Origin of the sequence: Citrobacter sp. Cb041 (assembly GCF_030336655.1) — a bacterium.
In the GTDB taxonomy this organism is placed as follows: domain Bacteria; phylum Pseudomonadota; class Gammaproteobacteria; order Enterobacterales; family Enterobacteriaceae; genus Citrobacter; species Citrobacter braakii.
The window spans coordinates 79,703-94,605 of the sequence record NZ_JAOWDD010000043.1; the positions used below are offsets into that span (position 1 = coordinate 79,703).

The 14,903-nt window shown below is 52.2% G+C and carries 15 protein-coding genes, 4 tRNA genes and 1 other RNA gene; 9 read left to right on the forward strand and 11 right to left on the reverse strand.

Annotated features, from left to right (window positions below; genetic code table 11):
• The first annotated feature begins 35 nt into the window (after window positions 1-35).
• A complete protein-coding gene (gene pdxK / locus OGV52_RS21220) occupies window positions 36-902 on the forward strand; it encodes a pyridoxine/pyridoxal/pyridoxamine kinase (protein ID WP_047499829.1) in 867 nt (288 codons plus the stop codon).
• Window positions 899-1,138, forward strand: coding sequence for a hypothetical protein (locus tag OGV52_RS21225; RefSeq protein WP_016153926.1), 240 nt, complete (start codon window positions 899-901; stop codon window positions 1,136-1,138). The genes pdxK and OGV52_RS21225 overlap by 4 nt, the downstream gene beginning before the upstream one ends.
• 76 nt (window positions 1,139-1,214) lie before the next feature.
• On the opposite strand, the gene crr is transcribed toward OGV52_RS21225, so the two are convergent.
• The 5 genes from crr to cysZ form a co-directional block, all read right to left on the reverse strand.
• Window positions 1,215-1,724, reverse strand: a complete 510-nt coding sequence (crr, locus tag OGV52_RS21230; RefSeq protein ID WP_000522253.1) for a PTS glucose transporter subunit IIA — start codon at window positions 1,722-1,724, stop codon at window positions 1,215-1,217.
• A gap of 40 nt (window positions 1,725-1,764) precedes the next feature.
• Complete coding sequence (gene ptsI, locus OGV52_RS21235) at window positions 1,765-3,492, reverse strand: phosphoenolpyruvate-protein phosphotransferase PtsI (protein ID WP_016153925.1); 1,728 nt, start codon at window positions 3,490-3,492, stop codon at window positions 1,765-1,767.
• A gap of 45 nt (window positions 3,493-3,537) precedes the next feature.
• The gene (gene ptsH, locus OGV52_RS21240) at window positions 3,538-3,795 is read right to left on the reverse strand and encodes a phosphocarrier protein Hpr (RefSeq protein WP_002913505.1); all 258 of its coding nucleotides are present in this window, start codon (window positions 3,793-3,795) and stop codon (window positions 3,538-3,540) included.
• A gap of 383 nt (window positions 3,796-4,178) precedes the next feature.
• Window positions 4,179-5,150, reverse strand: coding sequence for a cysteine synthase A (gene cysK / locus OGV52_RS21245; RefSeq protein ID WP_005121957.1), 972 nt, complete (start codon window positions 5,148-5,150; stop codon window positions 4,179-4,181).
• Between the two features lie 163 nt (window positions 5,151-5,313).
• Complete coding sequence (gene cysZ / locus OGV52_RS21250) at window positions 5,314-6,075, reverse strand: sulfate transporter CysZ (protein WP_016153924.1); 762 nt, start codon at window positions 6,073-6,075, stop codon at window positions 5,314-5,316.
• A gap of 230 nt (window positions 6,076-6,305) precedes the next feature.
• Here cysZ and zipA point away from each other — a divergent pair, with 230 nt between their 5' ends.
• The 3 genes from zipA (at window position 6,306) to OGV52_RS21265 (ending at window position 9,593) form a co-directional block, all read left to right on the forward strand.
• A complete protein-coding gene (zipA, locus tag OGV52_RS21255) occupies window positions 6,306-7,286 on the forward strand; it encodes a cell division protein ZipA (RefSeq protein WP_047499827.1) in 981 nt (326 codons plus the stop codon).
• A gap of 71 nt (window positions 7,287-7,357) precedes the next feature.
• Window positions 7,358-9,373, forward strand: coding sequence for an NAD-dependent DNA ligase LigA (ligA, locus tag OGV52_RS21260; protein WP_049282268.1), 2,016 nt, complete (start codon window positions 7,358-7,360; stop codon window positions 9,371-9,373).
• A 1-nt stretch (window position 9,374) separates the two neighbouring features.
• The gene (locus OGV52_RS21265; RefSeq protein ID WP_016153921.1) at window positions 9,375-9,593 is read left to right on the forward strand and encodes a DUF3820 family protein; all 219 of its coding nucleotides are present in this window, start codon (window positions 9,375-9,377) and stop codon (window positions 9,591-9,593) included.
• Here OGV52_RS21265 and OGV52_RS21270 read toward each other — a convergent pair.
• The gene (locus OGV52_RS21270) at window positions 9,590-10,588 is read right to left on the reverse strand and encodes a bile acid:sodium symporter family protein (protein WP_016153920.1); all 999 of its coding nucleotides are present in this window, start codon (window positions 10,586-10,588) and stop codon (window positions 9,590-9,592) included. The genes OGV52_RS21265 and OGV52_RS21270 overlap by 4 nt on opposite strands.
• 89 nt (window positions 10,589-10,677) lie before the next feature.
• On the opposite strand from OGV52_RS21270, the gene OGV52_RS21275 reads away from it, so the two are divergent.
• On the forward strand, window positions 10,678-11,604 hold the full coding sequence (locus OGV52_RS21275) for a LysR family transcriptional regulator (protein ID WP_016153919.1): 927 nt from the start codon (window positions 10,678-10,680) through the stop codon (window positions 11,602-11,604).
• Window positions 11,605-11,684: 80 nt separating this feature from the next.
• Here OGV52_RS21275 and OGV52_RS21280 read toward each other — a convergent pair.
• The 3 genes from OGV52_RS21280 to OGV52_RS21290 all read right to left on the reverse strand — a co-directional run bounded on the left by OGV52_RS21280 (window position 11,685) and on the right by OGV52_RS21290 (window position 11,994).
• Window positions 11,685-11,809, reverse strand: a non-coding RNA gene (locus OGV52_RS21280) — RtT sRNA.
• A 29-nt stretch (window positions 11,810-11,838) separates the two neighbouring features.
• Window positions 11,839-11,914: transfer RNA gene (locus tag OGV52_RS21285), tRNA-Lys, on the reverse strand.
• Window positions 11,915-11,918: 4 nt separating this feature from the next.
• A tRNA-Val gene (locus OGV52_RS21290) sits at window positions 11,919-11,994 on the reverse strand.
• Window positions 11,995-12,252: 258 nt separating this feature from the next.
• Here OGV52_RS21290 and gltX point away from each other — a divergent pair.
• Window positions 12,253-13,668 (forward strand): glutamate--tRNA ligase, encoded by a 1,416-nt coding sequence (gltX, locus tag OGV52_RS21295; protein WP_005130009.1) that lies wholly within the window; start codon window positions 12,253-12,255, stop codon window positions 13,666-13,668.
• A gap of 56 nt (window positions 13,669-13,724) precedes the next feature.
• Here gltX and OGV52_RS21300 read toward each other — a convergent pair whose 3' ends face one another.
• Window positions 13,725-14,117 (reverse strand): MerR family transcriptional regulator, encoded by a 393-nt coding sequence (locus OGV52_RS21300; RefSeq protein ID WP_016153914.1) that lies wholly within the window; start codon window positions 14,115-14,117, stop codon window positions 13,725-13,727.
• 1 nt (window position 14,118) lies between these two features.
• A complete protein-coding gene (locus tag OGV52_RS21305) occupies window positions 14,119-14,481 on the reverse strand; it encodes a YfeC-like transcriptional regulator (RefSeq protein WP_047499824.1) in 363 nt (120 codons plus the stop codon).
• Window positions 14,482-14,702: 221 nt separating this feature from the next.
• Here OGV52_RS21305 and OGV52_RS21310 point away from each other — a divergent pair.
• Window positions 14,703-14,778 (forward strand) — tRNA-Ala (locus OGV52_RS21310).
• A gap of 42 nt (window positions 14,779-14,820) precedes the next feature.
• A tRNA-Ala gene (locus OGV52_RS21315) sits at window positions 14,821-14,896 on the forward strand.
• Window positions 14,897-14,903: the final 7 nt, after the last annotated feature.

Here is a 14,903-nt window from a genome sequence, read left to right on the forward strand (position 1 = left end):
GGCGTAAGCCCGCTGTCCAGCGAGAGGAGAAATTTATGGAGCAGGGGAGTGATATTCAGTCAGTGCTCTTCGGCGACAAGCATCGGGCGTTACAGACCGATATCGTCGCCGTCCAGTCACAGGTGGTTTATGGCAGCGTAGGCAACAGCATCGCCGTTCCGGCCATTAAAGCGCAGGGATTACGCGTGACGGCAGTGCCAACGGTGCTGTTCAGTAATACCCCGCATTATGAAACATTTTACGGCGGCGTTATTCCGGCCGACTGGTTTAGCGGGTATCTCCGCGCCTTGAATGAGCGTGATGCTTTGCGCGAGCTGAAGGCGGTGACTACAGGCTATATGGGCAGTGCAGAGCAAATCGCTCTGTTAGCACAGTGGCTGAAAACGGTGCGGGCTACGCATCCGACAGTGTGCATTTTGGTTGACCCGGTGATTGGCGATACGGACAGCGGTATGTATGTAAAAGCTGAAATTCCGCAGGCCTACCGTCAGCACCTGCTGCCGCTGGCTCAGGGACTGACGCCGAACGTGTTTGAACTGCAAATGCTGAGCGGAAAGCCGTGTCGTACGCTTGATGAAGCCATCACGGCGGCGCAATCGCTGCTTACCGAAACGCTGAAATGGGTGGTGATCACCAGCGCGCCGGGGGATAGCGAAGATATTATTAACGTGGCGGTAGTGACGGCTGAAACGGTTGAGGTGTTCGCTCATCCACGGGTTAAAACGGATCTGAAGGGAACTGGCGATCTGTTTTGTGCTGAACTGGTGAGCGGTATTGTGCTGGGTAAAGCGCTGACAACCGCGACGCACGATGCAGCACAGCGCGTACTGGAAGTGATGAAATGGACCAATCTGTGCGGTTGTGATGAGTTAATTCTGCCACCGGCAGGGGAGGCGCGATGAAGAGTTACCGGCTGGTGGTTCGCCAGAATGGGCGTATGGTTGGACATTTTGACACCAGCGGGGCAACGGCGCTGGAAGATATCTGTGTGGCGCGGGCCATGTTTGGCATCGCGGGTGGCTACAATTGTGAACTGTTAGTGGCGGATTCGGAGCGACGGATGCTGGAAAGCGGGCCGGAAGGGATGAAAATCCTGATGCGCGAGGCGTGTTACCGACCAGTCACCTCACAAATTTAGCGTTATCCGGCAGATTTTGAGGTCTGCCAGATAAAAAAATGGCGCCATCAGGCGCCATTCTTCTCTGCAGCAAGAATTACTTCTTGATGCGGATAACCGGAGTTTCACCCACTGTCACGCTACCGGACAGTTTGATCAGCTCTTTGATTTCGTCCATGTTGGAGATAACAACCGGAGTCAGGGTAGACTTGGCTTTTTCTTCCAGCAGCGGCAGATCGAATTCAATAACCGGGTCGCCCACTTTGACGCGCTGACCTTCTTCAGCGATGCGCTTAAAGCCTTCGCCTTTCAGTTCAACGGTATCAATACCGAAGTGAACAAACAGCTCAATGCCGCTGTCGGATTCGATAGAGAAAGCGTGGTTGGTTTCAAAGATTTTGCCGATGGTGCCATCAACAGGGGCGACCATTTTGTTACCGGTTGGTTTGATAGCGATGCCATCACCAACGATTTTTTCAGCAAAAACTACATCCGGCACGTCTTCGATGTTGACGATCTCGCCAGAGAGCGGAGCAACAATCTCAATAGTTCCGGTGTCTTTCTTATCATCAGAAACCAGAGATTTCAGTTTATCGAACAAACCCATGATCTTCTCCTAAGCAGTAAATTGGGCCGCATCTCGTGGATTAGCAGATTGTTTTTTCTTCAATGAACTTGTTAACCAGCGTCATTAACTCGTCCGTTGTCGGTTGAGCAAGAGCCTGCTCTGCTAACACCTTCGCATCTTCGAAGTTCGTGTTACGGATAATCTTCTTAATGCGCGGGATAGAAATGGCGCTCATAGAGAATTCGTCCAGACCCATCCCCAGCAACAGAAGTGTAGCACGTTCGTCGCCTGCAAGCTCACCACACATGCCAGTCCATTTGCCTTCCGCATGAGAAGCATCAATAACTTGCTTGATCAGCGTCAGCACAGATGGCGACATCGGTTGGTAAAGGTGTGAAATCATATCATTACCACGGTCAACTGCCAGGGTGTACTGCGTTAAATCATTGGTGCCGATACTAAAGAAATCAACTTCTTTGGCTAAATGACGCGCAATTGTTGCCGCTGCCGGTGTTTCCACCATCACGCCAATCTCAATGCTTTCGTCAAATGCTTTACCTTCGTCGCGCAGTTCCTGTTTGTAGATTTCGATCTCTTTGCGTAGTGCGCGCACTTCTTCAACAGAGATGATCATTGGGAACATGATGCGCAGTTTGCCGAAAGCAGAGGCGCGCAGGATTGCGCGAACCTGATCCCGCAGGATCTCTTTACGATCCATGGCGATACGTACGGCACGCCAGCCCAGGAACGGGTTCTCTTCTTTCGGGAAGTTCATGTACGGCAGCTCTTTATCGCCGCCGATGTCCATGGTACGGACGATGACCGCCTGAGAGCCACAGGCTTCAGCAACGGCTTTATACGCGGCAAACTGTTCTTCTTCAGTCGGCAGCGATTCACGGTCCATGAACAGGAATTCGGTGCGGTACAGACCAACACCCTCGGCGCCATTACGCTCAGCGCCTTCAACGTCACGAACGGTACCGATGTTGGCGCAAACTTCTACCTGATGTCCGTCCAGCGTGATAGCCGGGAGATCTTTCAGCTTAGCAAGTTCCGCTTTCTCAGTAGCAACCTGCTCCTGAACGGCGCGCAGTTGCTCAATAACTTCGTTGGTCGGATTGACGTAAACCTGGTTGTTTACGGCATCCAGAATCAGATAGTCGTCGTTTTTAACCTGAGAGGTGACGCTACCCGTACCTACGATGGCTGGCAGTTCCAGAGAACGCGCCATGATAGAAGTATGGGAAGTCCGTCCGCCCGCGTCAGTGATGAAACCCAGCACCTTGTTCAGGTTCAGCTGTGCGGTTTCTGACGGGGTCAAGTCTGCGGCTACCAGGATAACTTCTTCCTGAATAGCGCTCAGGTCGATAATAGCCAGACCCAGGATGTTACGCAGCAGGCGTTTACCGATGTCACGTACGTCAGCCGCACGTTCTTTCAGGTATTCATCATCCAGCTCTTCAAGGGCTGTGGCCTGACCTTCGATAACTTCATGCGCAGCTGCATCAGCCGTCATGTGTTTATCTTTAATCAGGGCTATGATTTCCTGCTCCAGCTCCTCATCTTCGAGCAGCATGATATGCCCTTCAAAGATGGCTTCTTTTTCTTCACCGAACGTTTCACCAGCTTTGGTTTTGATCGCTTCCAGTTGCGCAGATGCCTTGGCACGACCGCTCAGAAAACGTTCAACTTCCTGATCAACCTTGTCGGCAGAAATTTTTTTCCGGTCAATGACGATCTCGTCTTCTTTCAGCAGCAATGCTTTACCGAAAGCGATACCCGGGGATGCTAAAATGCCTGAAATCATAACCCTACCTTACTTGTGACTGATATTTAAAAGAACTCGTTGAACTTACTCGAGTTCAGCCATCAGTTTAACCAGATGCTCAACTGCTTTCTGCTCGTCTTCACCTTCTGCGGACAGGGTGACAACGGTACCCTGAGTCAGGCCCAGAGTCTGCAGTTTAAACAGGCTTTTGGCGCTAGCGCTTTTGCCGTTGGAAGTCACAGTAATTTCAGAAGTAAAGCCTTTTGCTTCTTTAACAAACTGAGCAGCAGGGCGAGTATGCAGACCGTTCGGAGCGGTAATGGTAACTTCTTGCTGGAACATTATATTTCCCCAACTTATAGGTTTAGTGTTGTGGAACTAAAGTCTAGCCTGGCGGTTCAACTTTAGCCTGTATTGTTAGCATCGGCGTAAACTGGACGCGACACAAAAGGAGTTCGGTGCAATCCGTTGCTGGCAACTTCTTGCCGCTGACGTTTCGTTCGTCATTAAACATTATGCCGCGAAAGGAAGAGTTGAACCAAATCATAAAATCGATTCAGCTAGCGCCTTTCCTGTAACGATTAATTTCGCGCATCAAAATAATTAGTTTGGTTAAATACCAGTTCCGGCGGGTTGAATCAATGCCAGGAGAGTTGAAAATTTGAAGCAGGCCACAAAAAAGCACCCCAAAGGGTGCTTTTTTACGCGTTTTTAACATGCTGGCATTACTGTTGCAGTTCTTTCTCTGTGAAGAGATCGGCAAACAGTGCAGTGCTCAGATAACGCTCACCCGATGACGGTAGGATAACCACAATATTCTTGTTGGTAAAGGATTCATCTTCCTGGAGCTTAAGCGCGGCAGCCACGGCTGCGCCAGAAGAGATCCCCGCCAGAATACCTTCTTCTTCCATCAGGCGGCGCGCGGTAGAAATAGCTTCATCATTGGTGATGGCAACGACTTTATCAATAAGCTTCAGATCAAGGTTGCCAGGAATGAAGCCCGCGCCAATACCCTGAATTTTATGCGGGCCAGGTTTGAGTTCTTCACCCGCCAATGCCTGGGCGATAACAGGGGAGTCAGTAGGTTCTACCGCGACGGTGATCAGATCGGTTTTGCCTTTAGTGCCTTTAATGTAACGGGTCACGCCAGTTAGCGTACCGCCGGTGCCGACGCCGGAAATAAAGACATCAACCTGGCCATCGGTATCTTCCCAGATTTCCGGGCCGGTGGTTTTTTCGTGAATTTCCGGGTTCGCCGGGTTGCTGAACTGCTGCAGCAGCAGGAATTTTTCCGGATCGCTGGCTACGATTTCTTCCGCTTTCTGAATTGCGCCCTTCATACCTTTTGCGCCTTCAGTCAGCACCAGGTTCGCGCCCAGCGCTTTTAAGAGCTTGCGGCGCTCAATGCTCATGGTTTCCGGCATGGTCAGAGTCAGTTTGTAACCACGGGCGGCGGCAACGTAGGCCAGCGCAATCCCCGTGTTGCCGCTGGTCGGTTCTACCAGCTCAACGCCAGGTTTCAGTACACCACGTTTTTCGGCATCCCAAATCATATTGGCACCGATACGGCATTTGACGCTAAAGCTTGGGTTGCGTGATTCCACCTTCGCCAGAATGCGTCCGTTACCGATACGGTTCAGTCGAACCAGCGGCGTATGACCGATAGTCAGCGAGTTATCTTCAAAAATCTTACTCATGGCCTGTCCTTAACTGTATGAAATTGGGATACCGCTTCAGCATACCTGTTGAGAAAGTATGGGGAAGTAAGGAATTCGCATATCTATATGCTGATGAGAAATAATGCGTAGCAGTATGGAATAAGAGCGGGCATAAGCCAGCCCGCTTTTACACATTTTTGCATTACTTCCATAACGCATGTTTAGCACGATAGCAGTCTACCCACATCGCCGTGGCACCACAAACCGCTACCGGCATGATGAACAGATTGAGCACCGGAATCATGGTGAACAGGCTGGTCAACGCGCCAAACTGCATATTGGTCACCTTGCGCGTGCGCAGCGCGACGCGCATCTCCTTAAAAGGCACCTTATGGTTATCAAAAGGATAATCGCAGTACTGAATGGCCAGCATCCACGCGCTGAACAGGAACCACAGGACCGGGGCGACGGTCTGCCCAATGCCTGGAATAAAATAGAGGATCAGCAACACGAAGGCGCGCGGGAGATACCACGCCAGCTTTTGCCATTCGCGTTTCATAATGCGCGGAACGTCTTTCATAATGCCGAGAATGCCGGTGTCGGGCGGTGTTGCGCCTGTTAAGCGCGCTTCCAGCTGTTCAGCCAGCAGACCGTTAAACGGTGCGGCGATCCAGTTGGCGATAGTGGAGAACAGGTAGCCGAACACCAACAGCACGGAAATGGTCACAATCGGCCACAGTAAATAGCTGAGCCACTGAAGCCAGTCAGGGACGTGACTCATCAGCGCGGGAACCCAGTTACCGAGTTGTGTAAATAACCACCAGAATGCGCCGCCCATCAGCAGGATATTCACCAGCAAAGGCAGAATAACAAAACGACGAATGCCCGGTTGGGTAATGAGCTTCCATCCCTGAGAAAAGTAATAAAGGCCGCTGCGAGGTACAACTGCAGATGATGAAACCATGGTCAGGACGTACTCCTTGTTATATAAGCTCTGGTAAACTGTGCGTATCTTACCGGGTTGTTGAGCGTTAAGCTGTTCGGAAATGTTCGAAAAAACAGCAAAAAGCACAATTTTGTTCATCTTTATGCCGTGAAAGCCAAGAGTACACTTGCACTTGGCGTAATCGACAAATACTCTTAGTGAGTAAATGTTTGCCGTGGTGGCAAGGTGTTAGAACAACAGAGAATATAATGATGCAGGATTTGCGTCTGATATTAATCATTGTTGGCGCGATCGCCATAATCGCTTTACTGGTACATGGTTTTTGGACTAGCCGTAAAGAGCGGTCTTCTATATTCCGCGATCGCCCACTGAAACGCATGAAGTCTAAACGTGAAGACGAGGATTCGTTCGACGACAACGTCGAGGAAGACGAAGGCGTGGGCGAAGTTCGCGTTCATCGTGTGAATCATGCTCCCGGTAATGCGCAGGAACATGGTGTTCCTCCTCAGTCGCCGCAACACCAGTACCAGCCGCCTTATGCGTCTGCTCAGCCGCGTCAGCCTGCGCAGCAGCCTGCACAAGCGCCGGTACCGCCGCCGCATGTTCAGCAGCCGCAGCAGCCGGTGCAACATCAGCCTGTTCAGCAGCCACCTGTGCAGCAACCTGTTGCCCCGCAGGTTCAGCAACCTGCTCAGCAAGCACCGCAACCTGCGCCGCAGACCTTCCAGCCAGCAGAGCCTGTTGTTGAACATCAACCGCAGCCCGAGCCGGTAGTAGAAGAAGCGCCTGTTGCTGAAAAACCGCAGCGTAAAGAAGCGGTCATCATTATGAACGTTGCTGCTCATCATGGTAGCGAGCTCAACGGGGAAGTGCTGCTCAACAGCATTCAGCAGGCCGGTTTCAAATTTGGCGATATGAATATTTTCCATCGTCATTTGAGCCCGGATGGCAGCGGCCCGTCGCTGTTCAGCCTCGCTAATATGGTTAATCCGGGAACGTTTGACCCAGAAATGACGGGCGACTTCAGTACCCCTGGCGTGACTATTTTTATGCAGGTTCCGTCCTACGGGGACGAGCTGCAAAACTTTAAGCTGATGCTGCAGTCCGCACAGCACATTGCCGATGAAGTGGGTGGTGTGGTGCTCGACGATCAACGTCGCATGATGACGCCGCAGAAACTGCGCGAGTATCAGGACCGCATCCGCGAAGTTAAAGAATCTCTCGCCTGATTTTCCTCTGGCGTGACATTTCCTTTCTAAACCCCCGCCTGTCGGGGGTTTTTTATCATTGATGGTGCGATATGGAATCAATCGAACAACAACTGACAGAACTGCGAACCACGCTTCGCCATCATGAGTATCTCTACCATGTGATGGACGCGCCGGAAATTCCTGATGCGGAATACGATCGCCTGATGCGCGAACTGCGCGAGCTGGAAGCGCAGCATCCGGACCTTGTTACCCCCGACTCGCCAACCCAACGCGTTGGCGCAGCGCCGTTAACCGCGTTCAGCCAGATTCGCCATGAAGTGCCGATGCTGTCGCTGGATAACGTGTTTGATGAAGAGAGTTTTCTCGCTTTCAACAAGCGCGTGCAGGACAGGCTAAAGAGTACCGATAAACTGACCTGGTGCTGTGAACTGAAACTGGACGGCCTGGCAGTCAGTATCCTGTATGAAAACGGTGTGCTGGTCAGCGCCGCAACGCGTGGTGATGGCACCACGGGTGAGGATATTACCTCTAACGTACGCACCATTCGCGCGATCCCGTTAAAACTGCGTGGCGAAAACATCCCTTCACGTCTTGAAGTGCGCGGTGAAGTGTTCCTGCCACAGGCCGGATTTGAAAAAATTAACGAAGAGGCCCGCCGCACTGGCAACAAAGTGTTTGCTAACCCGCGTAACGCGGCGGCCGGTTCATTGCGCCAGCTCGATCCGCGTATCACAGCGAAGCGACCGCTTACTTTCTTCTGCTATGGCGTTGGTGTGTTGGAAGGCGGCGTACTGCCAGATACCCATCTGGGCCGCCTGCTGCAATTTAAAGAGTGGGGCCTGCCGGTAAGCGACAGAGTGGCGCTTTGCGACTCCCCGGAGGAAGTACTTGCTTACTATCACAAGGTTGAAGAAGACCGACCAACGCTGGGATTTGATATCGATGGCGTGGTGATCAAAGTCAACTCTATGGCGTTGCAGGAGCAACTGGGCTTTGTTGCCCGCGCGCCGCGCTGGGCTGTGGCCTTTAAGTTCCCGGCGCAGGAGCAGATGACTTTCGTACGCGATGTTGAGTTTCAGGTTGGACGTACCGGGGCGATTACGCCCGTCGCCCGCCTTGAGCCGGTCCAGGTTGCCGGGGTGCTGGTCAGTAACGCAACGCTGCATAACGCTGATGAAATCGAGCGTCTGGGGTTGCGTATTGGCGATAAAGTCGTCATTCGCCGTGCGGGCGATGTCATCCCGCAGGTGGTGAACGTCGTGCTTTCTGAACGCCCGGAAGATACCCGCGAAATTGTGTTTCCAGCGCATTGTCCGGTTTGTAACTCTGATGTTGAACGTGTGGAAGGCGAAGCGGTTACTCGCTGCACCGGCGGTTTAATCTGTGGAGCACAGCGTAAGGAATCGCTGAAACACTTTGTTTCCCGCCGCGCGCTCGATGTTGACGGCATGGGCGACAAAATTATCGATCAACTGGTCGAGAAAGAGTATGTCCATACGCCAGCGGATCTCTTCACGCTGACCGCCGGTAAACTGACGGGGCTTGATCGTATGGGGCCGAAGTCGGCGCAAAACGTGGTCAACGCGCTGGAAAAAGCGAAAGAAACCACGTTTGCTCGTTTCCTCTATGCGCTGGGTATTCGTGAAGTCGGCGAAGCCACGGCTGCAGGTCTGGCGGCGTATTTTGGCACGCTTGACGCGCTGGAAGCCGCTTCCATTGAAGAGCTGCAAAAAGTGCCGGATGTCGGCATTGTGGTGGCGACGCACGTGTTTAATTTCTTCGCCGAAGAGAGCAACCGCGAGGTAATTGTTCAACTGCTGGCGCAGGGGATCCACTGGCCAGCGCCGGTGGTCATTAACGCTGAAGAAATCGACAGCCCCTTCGCAGGTAAAACAGTGGTGCTGACCGGGAGCCTGAGCCTGATGTCGCGCGATGACGCCAAAGCGAGACTGACCGAGTTAGGTGCAAAAGTGGCCGGTAGCGTGTCGAAGAAAACCGATCTGGTGATTGCTGGTGAAGCGGCGGGTTCGAAACTGGCAAAAGCACAGGAACTGGGTATTGCCGTGATCGATGAAGCTGAAATGATCCGCTTACTGGGTGCCTGAGATGGAAAAAGAGCAGCTGGTTGACATCGCTAATACTGTGATGCCCTTTGGCAAATATAAAGGGCGTCGATTGATTGATGTCCCGGAAGAGTATCTGCTGTGGTTTGCCCGTAAGGATGAATTCCCGCCGGGCAAGCTTGGCGAGCTGATGCAAATCACGCTGCTGATTAAAACTGAGGGGCTGACGCAACTGGTGCAGCCCCTGAAACGTCCTCTTTAAGCCTTCGCGGCGCGGCTTTTCTGTTGCGCTTGCAATGCGTCCGTCTGTTGCTTGTAGCGACGCGCCAGCACGGCGCACACCATTAGCTGTATTTGATGGAAGATCATCAACGGCAGCACCATCATCCCAATCACCGAAGTTGGGAACAAAATATTTGCCATTGGGATCCCGTTCGCCAGGCTCTTTTTCGAACCGCAGAACACAATGGTGATTTCATCAGCTTTGTTAAAGCCGCATTTGCGCGCAACAAAGACATTTATGCCAATCACGATTGCCAGCAGTATGATGCTGACCACCACGATAAACAGCAGTGAACCCACCCCCACTTTGTGCCAGATTCCGTTAACGACGGCTTCACTGAAGGCGGAGTACACCACCAGCAAAATAGAGGATTGATCCGTTTTCGCGATCCATTTTTTATGTCGAGAAACCCAGTTTCCAATCCACGGACGTGAAAGGTGACCCAGTACGAACGGCAGTAGCAGCTGCAACATGATTTTTCCCACCTGCTCCAGGCTACCTTCTGCGCCGTGCATATTCATCACCAGCCCTACCAGCAGCGGCGAGAGAAAAATACCCAGCAGGCTGGAGGCCGAAGCAGAACAAACGGCGGCGGCAACGTTACCGCCCGCCAGCGACGTAAAAGCGATGGCCGACTGCACAGTGGCAGGCAAAATACACAGGTACAGGAAACCGGTGTACAGCATCGGGTCTACGTTGACCGGCGCCCACCAGGCGAACAGAACGCCCAGAACCGGGAAGACAACAAACGTGCTGCACATCACCCACAGATGCAAACGCCAGTGGCTACCACCGGCAATAATGGCTTCACGCGAGAGTTTCGCTCCGTGCATAAAAAACAGCAGGGCAATGGCGGCGGTGGTTAGGCCTTCAAAGAAAGGCACAAAACCACCTTCGGCCGGGAAAAAGGACGCCAGCAAAACAACGGTAATCAGCGTTATCGTGAACGGATCAAGAATACGAAAAAGTTTCATAAAGACTCCTGAAATTCGGTAGTAACATTTTGCTTTTTTCCGTTTGAGAAATAAAATTGATTTATTGCATCCATATATGAATCGAATAGATGAATTACTCTCTGCGTCAGTTGCGTATCTTTGTCACCGTCGCTCAGGCCAAAAGCTTTAGCCGGGCGGGGGATATCATCGGCTTAAGCCAGTCGGCGGTCAGCCATAGTGTCAAAGAGCTGGAAGGGCAGACGGGTGTGCGGTTATTGGACAGAACCACGCGGGAAGTGGTACTGACGGAGGCCGGACACCAGTTGGCGGCGCGGCTGGAACGTATTCTGGATGAATTGCACAGCACGCTGCGCGAAGCCGGACAGGTAGGAACGCAGTTAACCGGCACGGTGCGGGTTGCCGCCAGCCAGACGATCTCTGCTCATCTTATTCCGCAGTGTATTGCCCAGAGTAATCAGCTTTATCCGGCTATCGATTTTGTGCTGCACGACCGGCCACAGCAGTGGGTGCTGGAGAGTATTCGCCAGGGAGAAGTGGATTTTGGCATTGTGATTGATCCCGGCGCAGTCACCGATTTGCAGTGTGAAGCCGTGCTGTCCGAACCGTTCCTGCTGCTGTGTCGCCAGGATCATCCGTTAGCCCAACGAGAGTGGGTGAACTGGCAGGATTTGTATCACGAACGCTTGGTGCTACAGGATTATGCTTCCGGTAGTCGACCGCTGATCGACGCTGCGCTGGCCCATTTTTCCATTGATGCCAATATCGTTCAGGAGATTGGCCATCCCGCCACGCTGTTTCCGATGGTTGAGGCGGGGATTGGCATCAGCGTGCTGCCCGCGCTGGCGCTCCCCTTACCGCAGGGCAGTCACTTGCAGGTTAAGCGCCTGACGCCGGTTGTTGAACGGCAACTGATGCTGGCCCGACGTAAAAACCGCTCTTTATCAACCGCTGCTCAGGCGCTGTGGGATGTGGTGCGTATGCAGGCCAGTGAATTAACCGCAGCCCGCGCCCGCGATCCGTTGTATCAGTTATAACGCTCACACTGGTGGTTATCAGAGGGGAAATGGTTCTTCTCTGCATAGCAAAAAGGCGCCTTTAGGGCGCCTTTTTACATTGGTGGGTCGTGCAGGATGACTCGCTTCGCTCGCCCTTCGGGCCGTCGCCGTAAACGGCTCCGTTGTCTCACTACGTTCGACTCGACCTGCTGCAGGTTCGAATCTTATAAATTGCAGATAGCAAAAAGGCGCCTTTAGGGCGCCTTTTTACAATGGTGGGTCGTGCAGGATTCGAACCTGCGACCAATTGATTAAAAGTCAACTGCTCTACCAACTGAGCTAACGACCCGAAGTGGTGGGTGATGACGGGATCGAACCGCCGACCCCCTCCTTGTAAGGGAGGTGCTCTCCCAGCTGAGCTAATCACCCCCGCTGTGTGGAGTCGCATTATAGGGAGAGTTGAAAATGAGTCAACGCATTTTCTAAAGAAATTGTTCGTTCGTCGTAAATTTAAACAAAACGATCGCAAAACAGTCCGTGCGGCATGATTTGTATACGAAAATGGCAAAGCGTAATGTTCCAACCTGAACAACATTGAGGAATCAGACCACGGTGATAGAATACGAGCCTGATAATCTTCCCTGGATTTGCCGGTTGTCGGCATCTTTATAAACGTAAGGCCATTTCATGAAAATCAAAACTCGCTTCGCGCCAAGCCCGACAGGCTACCTGCACGTCGGCGGTGCGCGTACTGCTCTTTATTCCTGGCTTTTTGCACGCAACCATGGCGGTGAGTTTGTGCTGCGTATTGAAGACACCGATCTCGAACGCTCCACTCCGGAAGCTATTGAAGCCATTATGGATGGCATGAACTGGCTGAATCTGGAATGGGATGAAGGCCCGTACTTCCAGACCAAACGTTTTGATCGCTACAACGCGGTGATTGATGAAATGCTGGAAGCAGGCACCGCATATAAATGCTACTGCTCTAAAGAGCGTCTGGACGCGCTGCGCGAAGAGCAGATGGCGAACGGTGAGAAGCCGCGTTACGACGGCCGCTGCCGCCACGGCCACGAGCATCACGCTGCTGATGAACCTTGCGTGGTTCGTTTTGCCAACCCGCAGGACGGTTCCGTTATTTTTGACGACCAGATCCGTGGGCCGATCGAATTCAGCAACCAGGAGCTGGATGATTTGATCATTCGCCGTACCGACGGTTCCCCGACCTACAACTTCTGCGTTGTTGTCGACGACTGGGATATGGAAATCACCCACGTTATTCGTGGTGAAGACCATATCAACAACACTCCGCGTCAGATCAATATCCTGAAAGCGCTGAACGCGCCGGTGCCAGTTTACGCACACGTATCAATGATCAATGGTGACGATGGTAAAAAACTCTCCAAACGTCACGGTGCGGTCAGCGTTATGCAATACCGCGACGACGGTTACCTGCCGGAAGCGCTGCTGAACTATCTGGTGCGTCTGGGCTGGTCCAGTGGCGATCAGGAAATTTTCACCCGTGAAGAGATGATCAAACTGTTCTCCCTCGGTGCGGTGAGCAAGTCTGCGAGTGCGTTTAACACTGAAAAACTGCAGTGGCTGAACCATCACTATATTAATGCGCTGGCGCCGGAATATGTAGCAACCCATCTGCAATGGCACATTGAGCAGGAAAATATCGATACCCGCGTAGGCCCGCAGCTGTCAGAGCTGGTTAAACTGCTCGGTGAGCGCTGCAAAACGCTGAAAGAGATGGCGCAGAGCTGCCGCTACTTCTACGAAGACTTTGCCGAGTTCGACGCTGATGCAGCGAAGAAACACCTGCGCCCGGTTGCACGTCAGCCGTTGGAAGTGGTTCGCGACAAGCTGGCTGCGATTAGCGAGTGGACGGCAGAAAACGTGCACCATGCGATTCAGGCAACGGCTGATGAACTGGAAGTTGGCATGGGTAAAGTCGGGATGCCGCTGCGCGTAGCCGTTACCGGCGCGGGTCAGTCCCCAGCGTTAGACGTTACGGTGCATGCGATTGGTAAATCCCGCAGCATTGAGCGTATTAATAAAGCGCTGGCGTTTATTGCTGAGCGTGAAAGCCAGCAATAAGACTGATTGACCGATGAAACAACGGCAGGAGCGTATCCTGCCGTTTTTTTTGCCTGTTATTCAGACTCATCAATACCCAAACGAGTAAGAAAAGTGCGAATACCTTCGCGCGAAATATACATCGCCAGCTTTTCTTGTTCCGTTGGGGACATGTTGTCCAGTGCGCTAATTATCTGGCGACACGCGTGGCTGCGTACTACGTGGGTGTATTCTGCCAGCGGTTCTTCAGCCTGATAAACTTCAGGAACTTTGCGAAAAGCGGGAATATTGAGCAGAAACGCGCGGACGCTGGAGTCAATATGAATCAGTCTTGCACGACCACCTTTAACGCCGGGAAACTTTTCGGTAGTCCAGTTTTGTTCTCTGATCCAACGATTGACGGTTTGTTTGGCAACCCCGAGACATTCCGCCAGCTCTTCGGTCGTCATTTTGCTGCGTAATTTTTTCATATTATTTGTTTTCGCGGATTCCTAAACGCTGTAATAAACCCGTAATGCCTTCACGCAGGATCAGTGAGGTAAACATTTTCTGTTCTGTCGGTGTCATTTCTTTGGCGAGCCTAATCAGCAGCGCTTCAACAGAGGTATCGCCGGATATCGATAAGTTATCTGACAAACCTTCGGCTGAACGCTCAGCGCTGCGAATGTATTCACGAACTTGTTCGGTGACGTGAACCAGCCGGGCTTTACCGCCCTGAACGCCTGGTTTTGGTGATGTCGCCCAACCTTCTTTGCGTACCCATTTATTGATGGTCTGTCGGCTGTATCCGGTCAGATTAGCAAGTTCTTCTGGCGTCATCCGTTCCTTGAACATAACGATTCCCTGAATAGTCGTGGGGTTAATTAGTGGTTCATTTTATAGCACCATTTTAGTAGAAACCGTGACGCGTTTAACTACTGAATGCGAGTTGTTACGCAATGTTCTTCATTTGACTGCTTTTTCAGCGATTGAATTCTATGAGTTAATTTTGCCGTTGACACACGCGAAGGGAATTCATATGATGCCGCCCGTCAACTCGACAAGCTTTACGTAATGGGGCTATAGCTCAGCTGGGAGAGCGCTTGCATGGCATGCAAGAGGTCAGCGGTTCGATCCCGCTTAGCTCCACCAAATTTAATCCCAATGAATTTGGTACGTACGTAAAAGCATCGTGGGGCTATAGCTCAGCTGGGAGAGCGCTTGCATGGCATGCAAGAGGTCAGCGGTTCGATCCCGCTTAGCTCCACCAAAATTTA

Coding starts and splice junctions, on each gene's coding strand:
- OGV52_RS21225 (WP_016153926.1), top strand. CDS start 899: ATGAAGAGTTACCGGCTGGTGGTTCGCCAGAATGGGCGTATGGTTGGA.
- OGV52_RS21265 (WP_016153921.1), top strand. CDS start 9,375: ATGGAAAAAGAGCAGCTGGTTGACATCGCTAATACTGTGATGCCCTTT.
- crr (WP_000522253.1), bottom strand. CDS start 1,724: ATGGGTTTGTTCGATAAACTGAAATCTCTGGTTTCTGATGATAAGAAA.
- ligA (WP_049282268.1), top strand. CDS start 7,358: ATGGAATCAATCGAACAACAACTGACAGAACTGCGAACCACGCTTCGC.
- OGV52_RS21275 (WP_016153919.1), top strand. CDS start 10,678: ATGAATTACTCTCTGCGTCAGTTGCGTATCTTTGTCACCGTCGCTCAG.
- OGV52_RS21270 (WP_016153920.1), bottom strand. CDS start 10,588: ATGAAACTTTTTCGTATTCTTGATCCGTTCACGATAACGCTGATTACC.
- cysZ (WP_016153924.1), bottom strand. CDS start 6,075: ATGGTTTCATCATCTGCAGTTGTACCTCGCAGCGGCCTTTATTACTTT.
- cysK (WP_005121957.1), bottom strand. CDS start 5,150: ATGAGTAAGATTTTTGAAGATAACTCGCTGACTATCGGTCATACGCCG.
- gltX (WP_005130009.1), top strand. CDS start 12,253: ATGAAAATCAAAACTCGCTTCGCGCCAAGCCCGACAGGCTACCTGCAC.
- OGV52_RS21300 (WP_016153914.1), bottom strand. CDS start 14,117: ATGAAAAAATTACGCAGCAAAATGACGACCGAAGAGCTGGCGGAATGT.
- zipA (WP_047499827.1), top strand. CDS start 6,306: ATGATGCAGGATTTGCGTCTGATATTAATCATTGTTGGCGCGATCGCC.
- OGV52_RS21305 (WP_047499824.1), bottom strand. CDS start 14,481: ATGTTCAAGGAACGGATGACGCCAGAAGAACTTGCTAATCTGACCGGA.
- ptsH (WP_002913505.1), bottom strand. CDS start 3,795: ATGTTCCAGCAAGAAGTTACCATTACCGCTCCGAACGGTCTGCATACT.
- pdxK (WP_047499829.1), top strand. CDS start 36: ATGGAGCAGGGGAGTGATATTCAGTCAGTGCTCTTCGGCGACAAGCAT.
- ptsI (WP_016153925.1), bottom strand. CDS start 3,492: ATGATTTCAGGCATTTTAGCATCCCCGGGTATCGCTTTCGGTAAAGCA.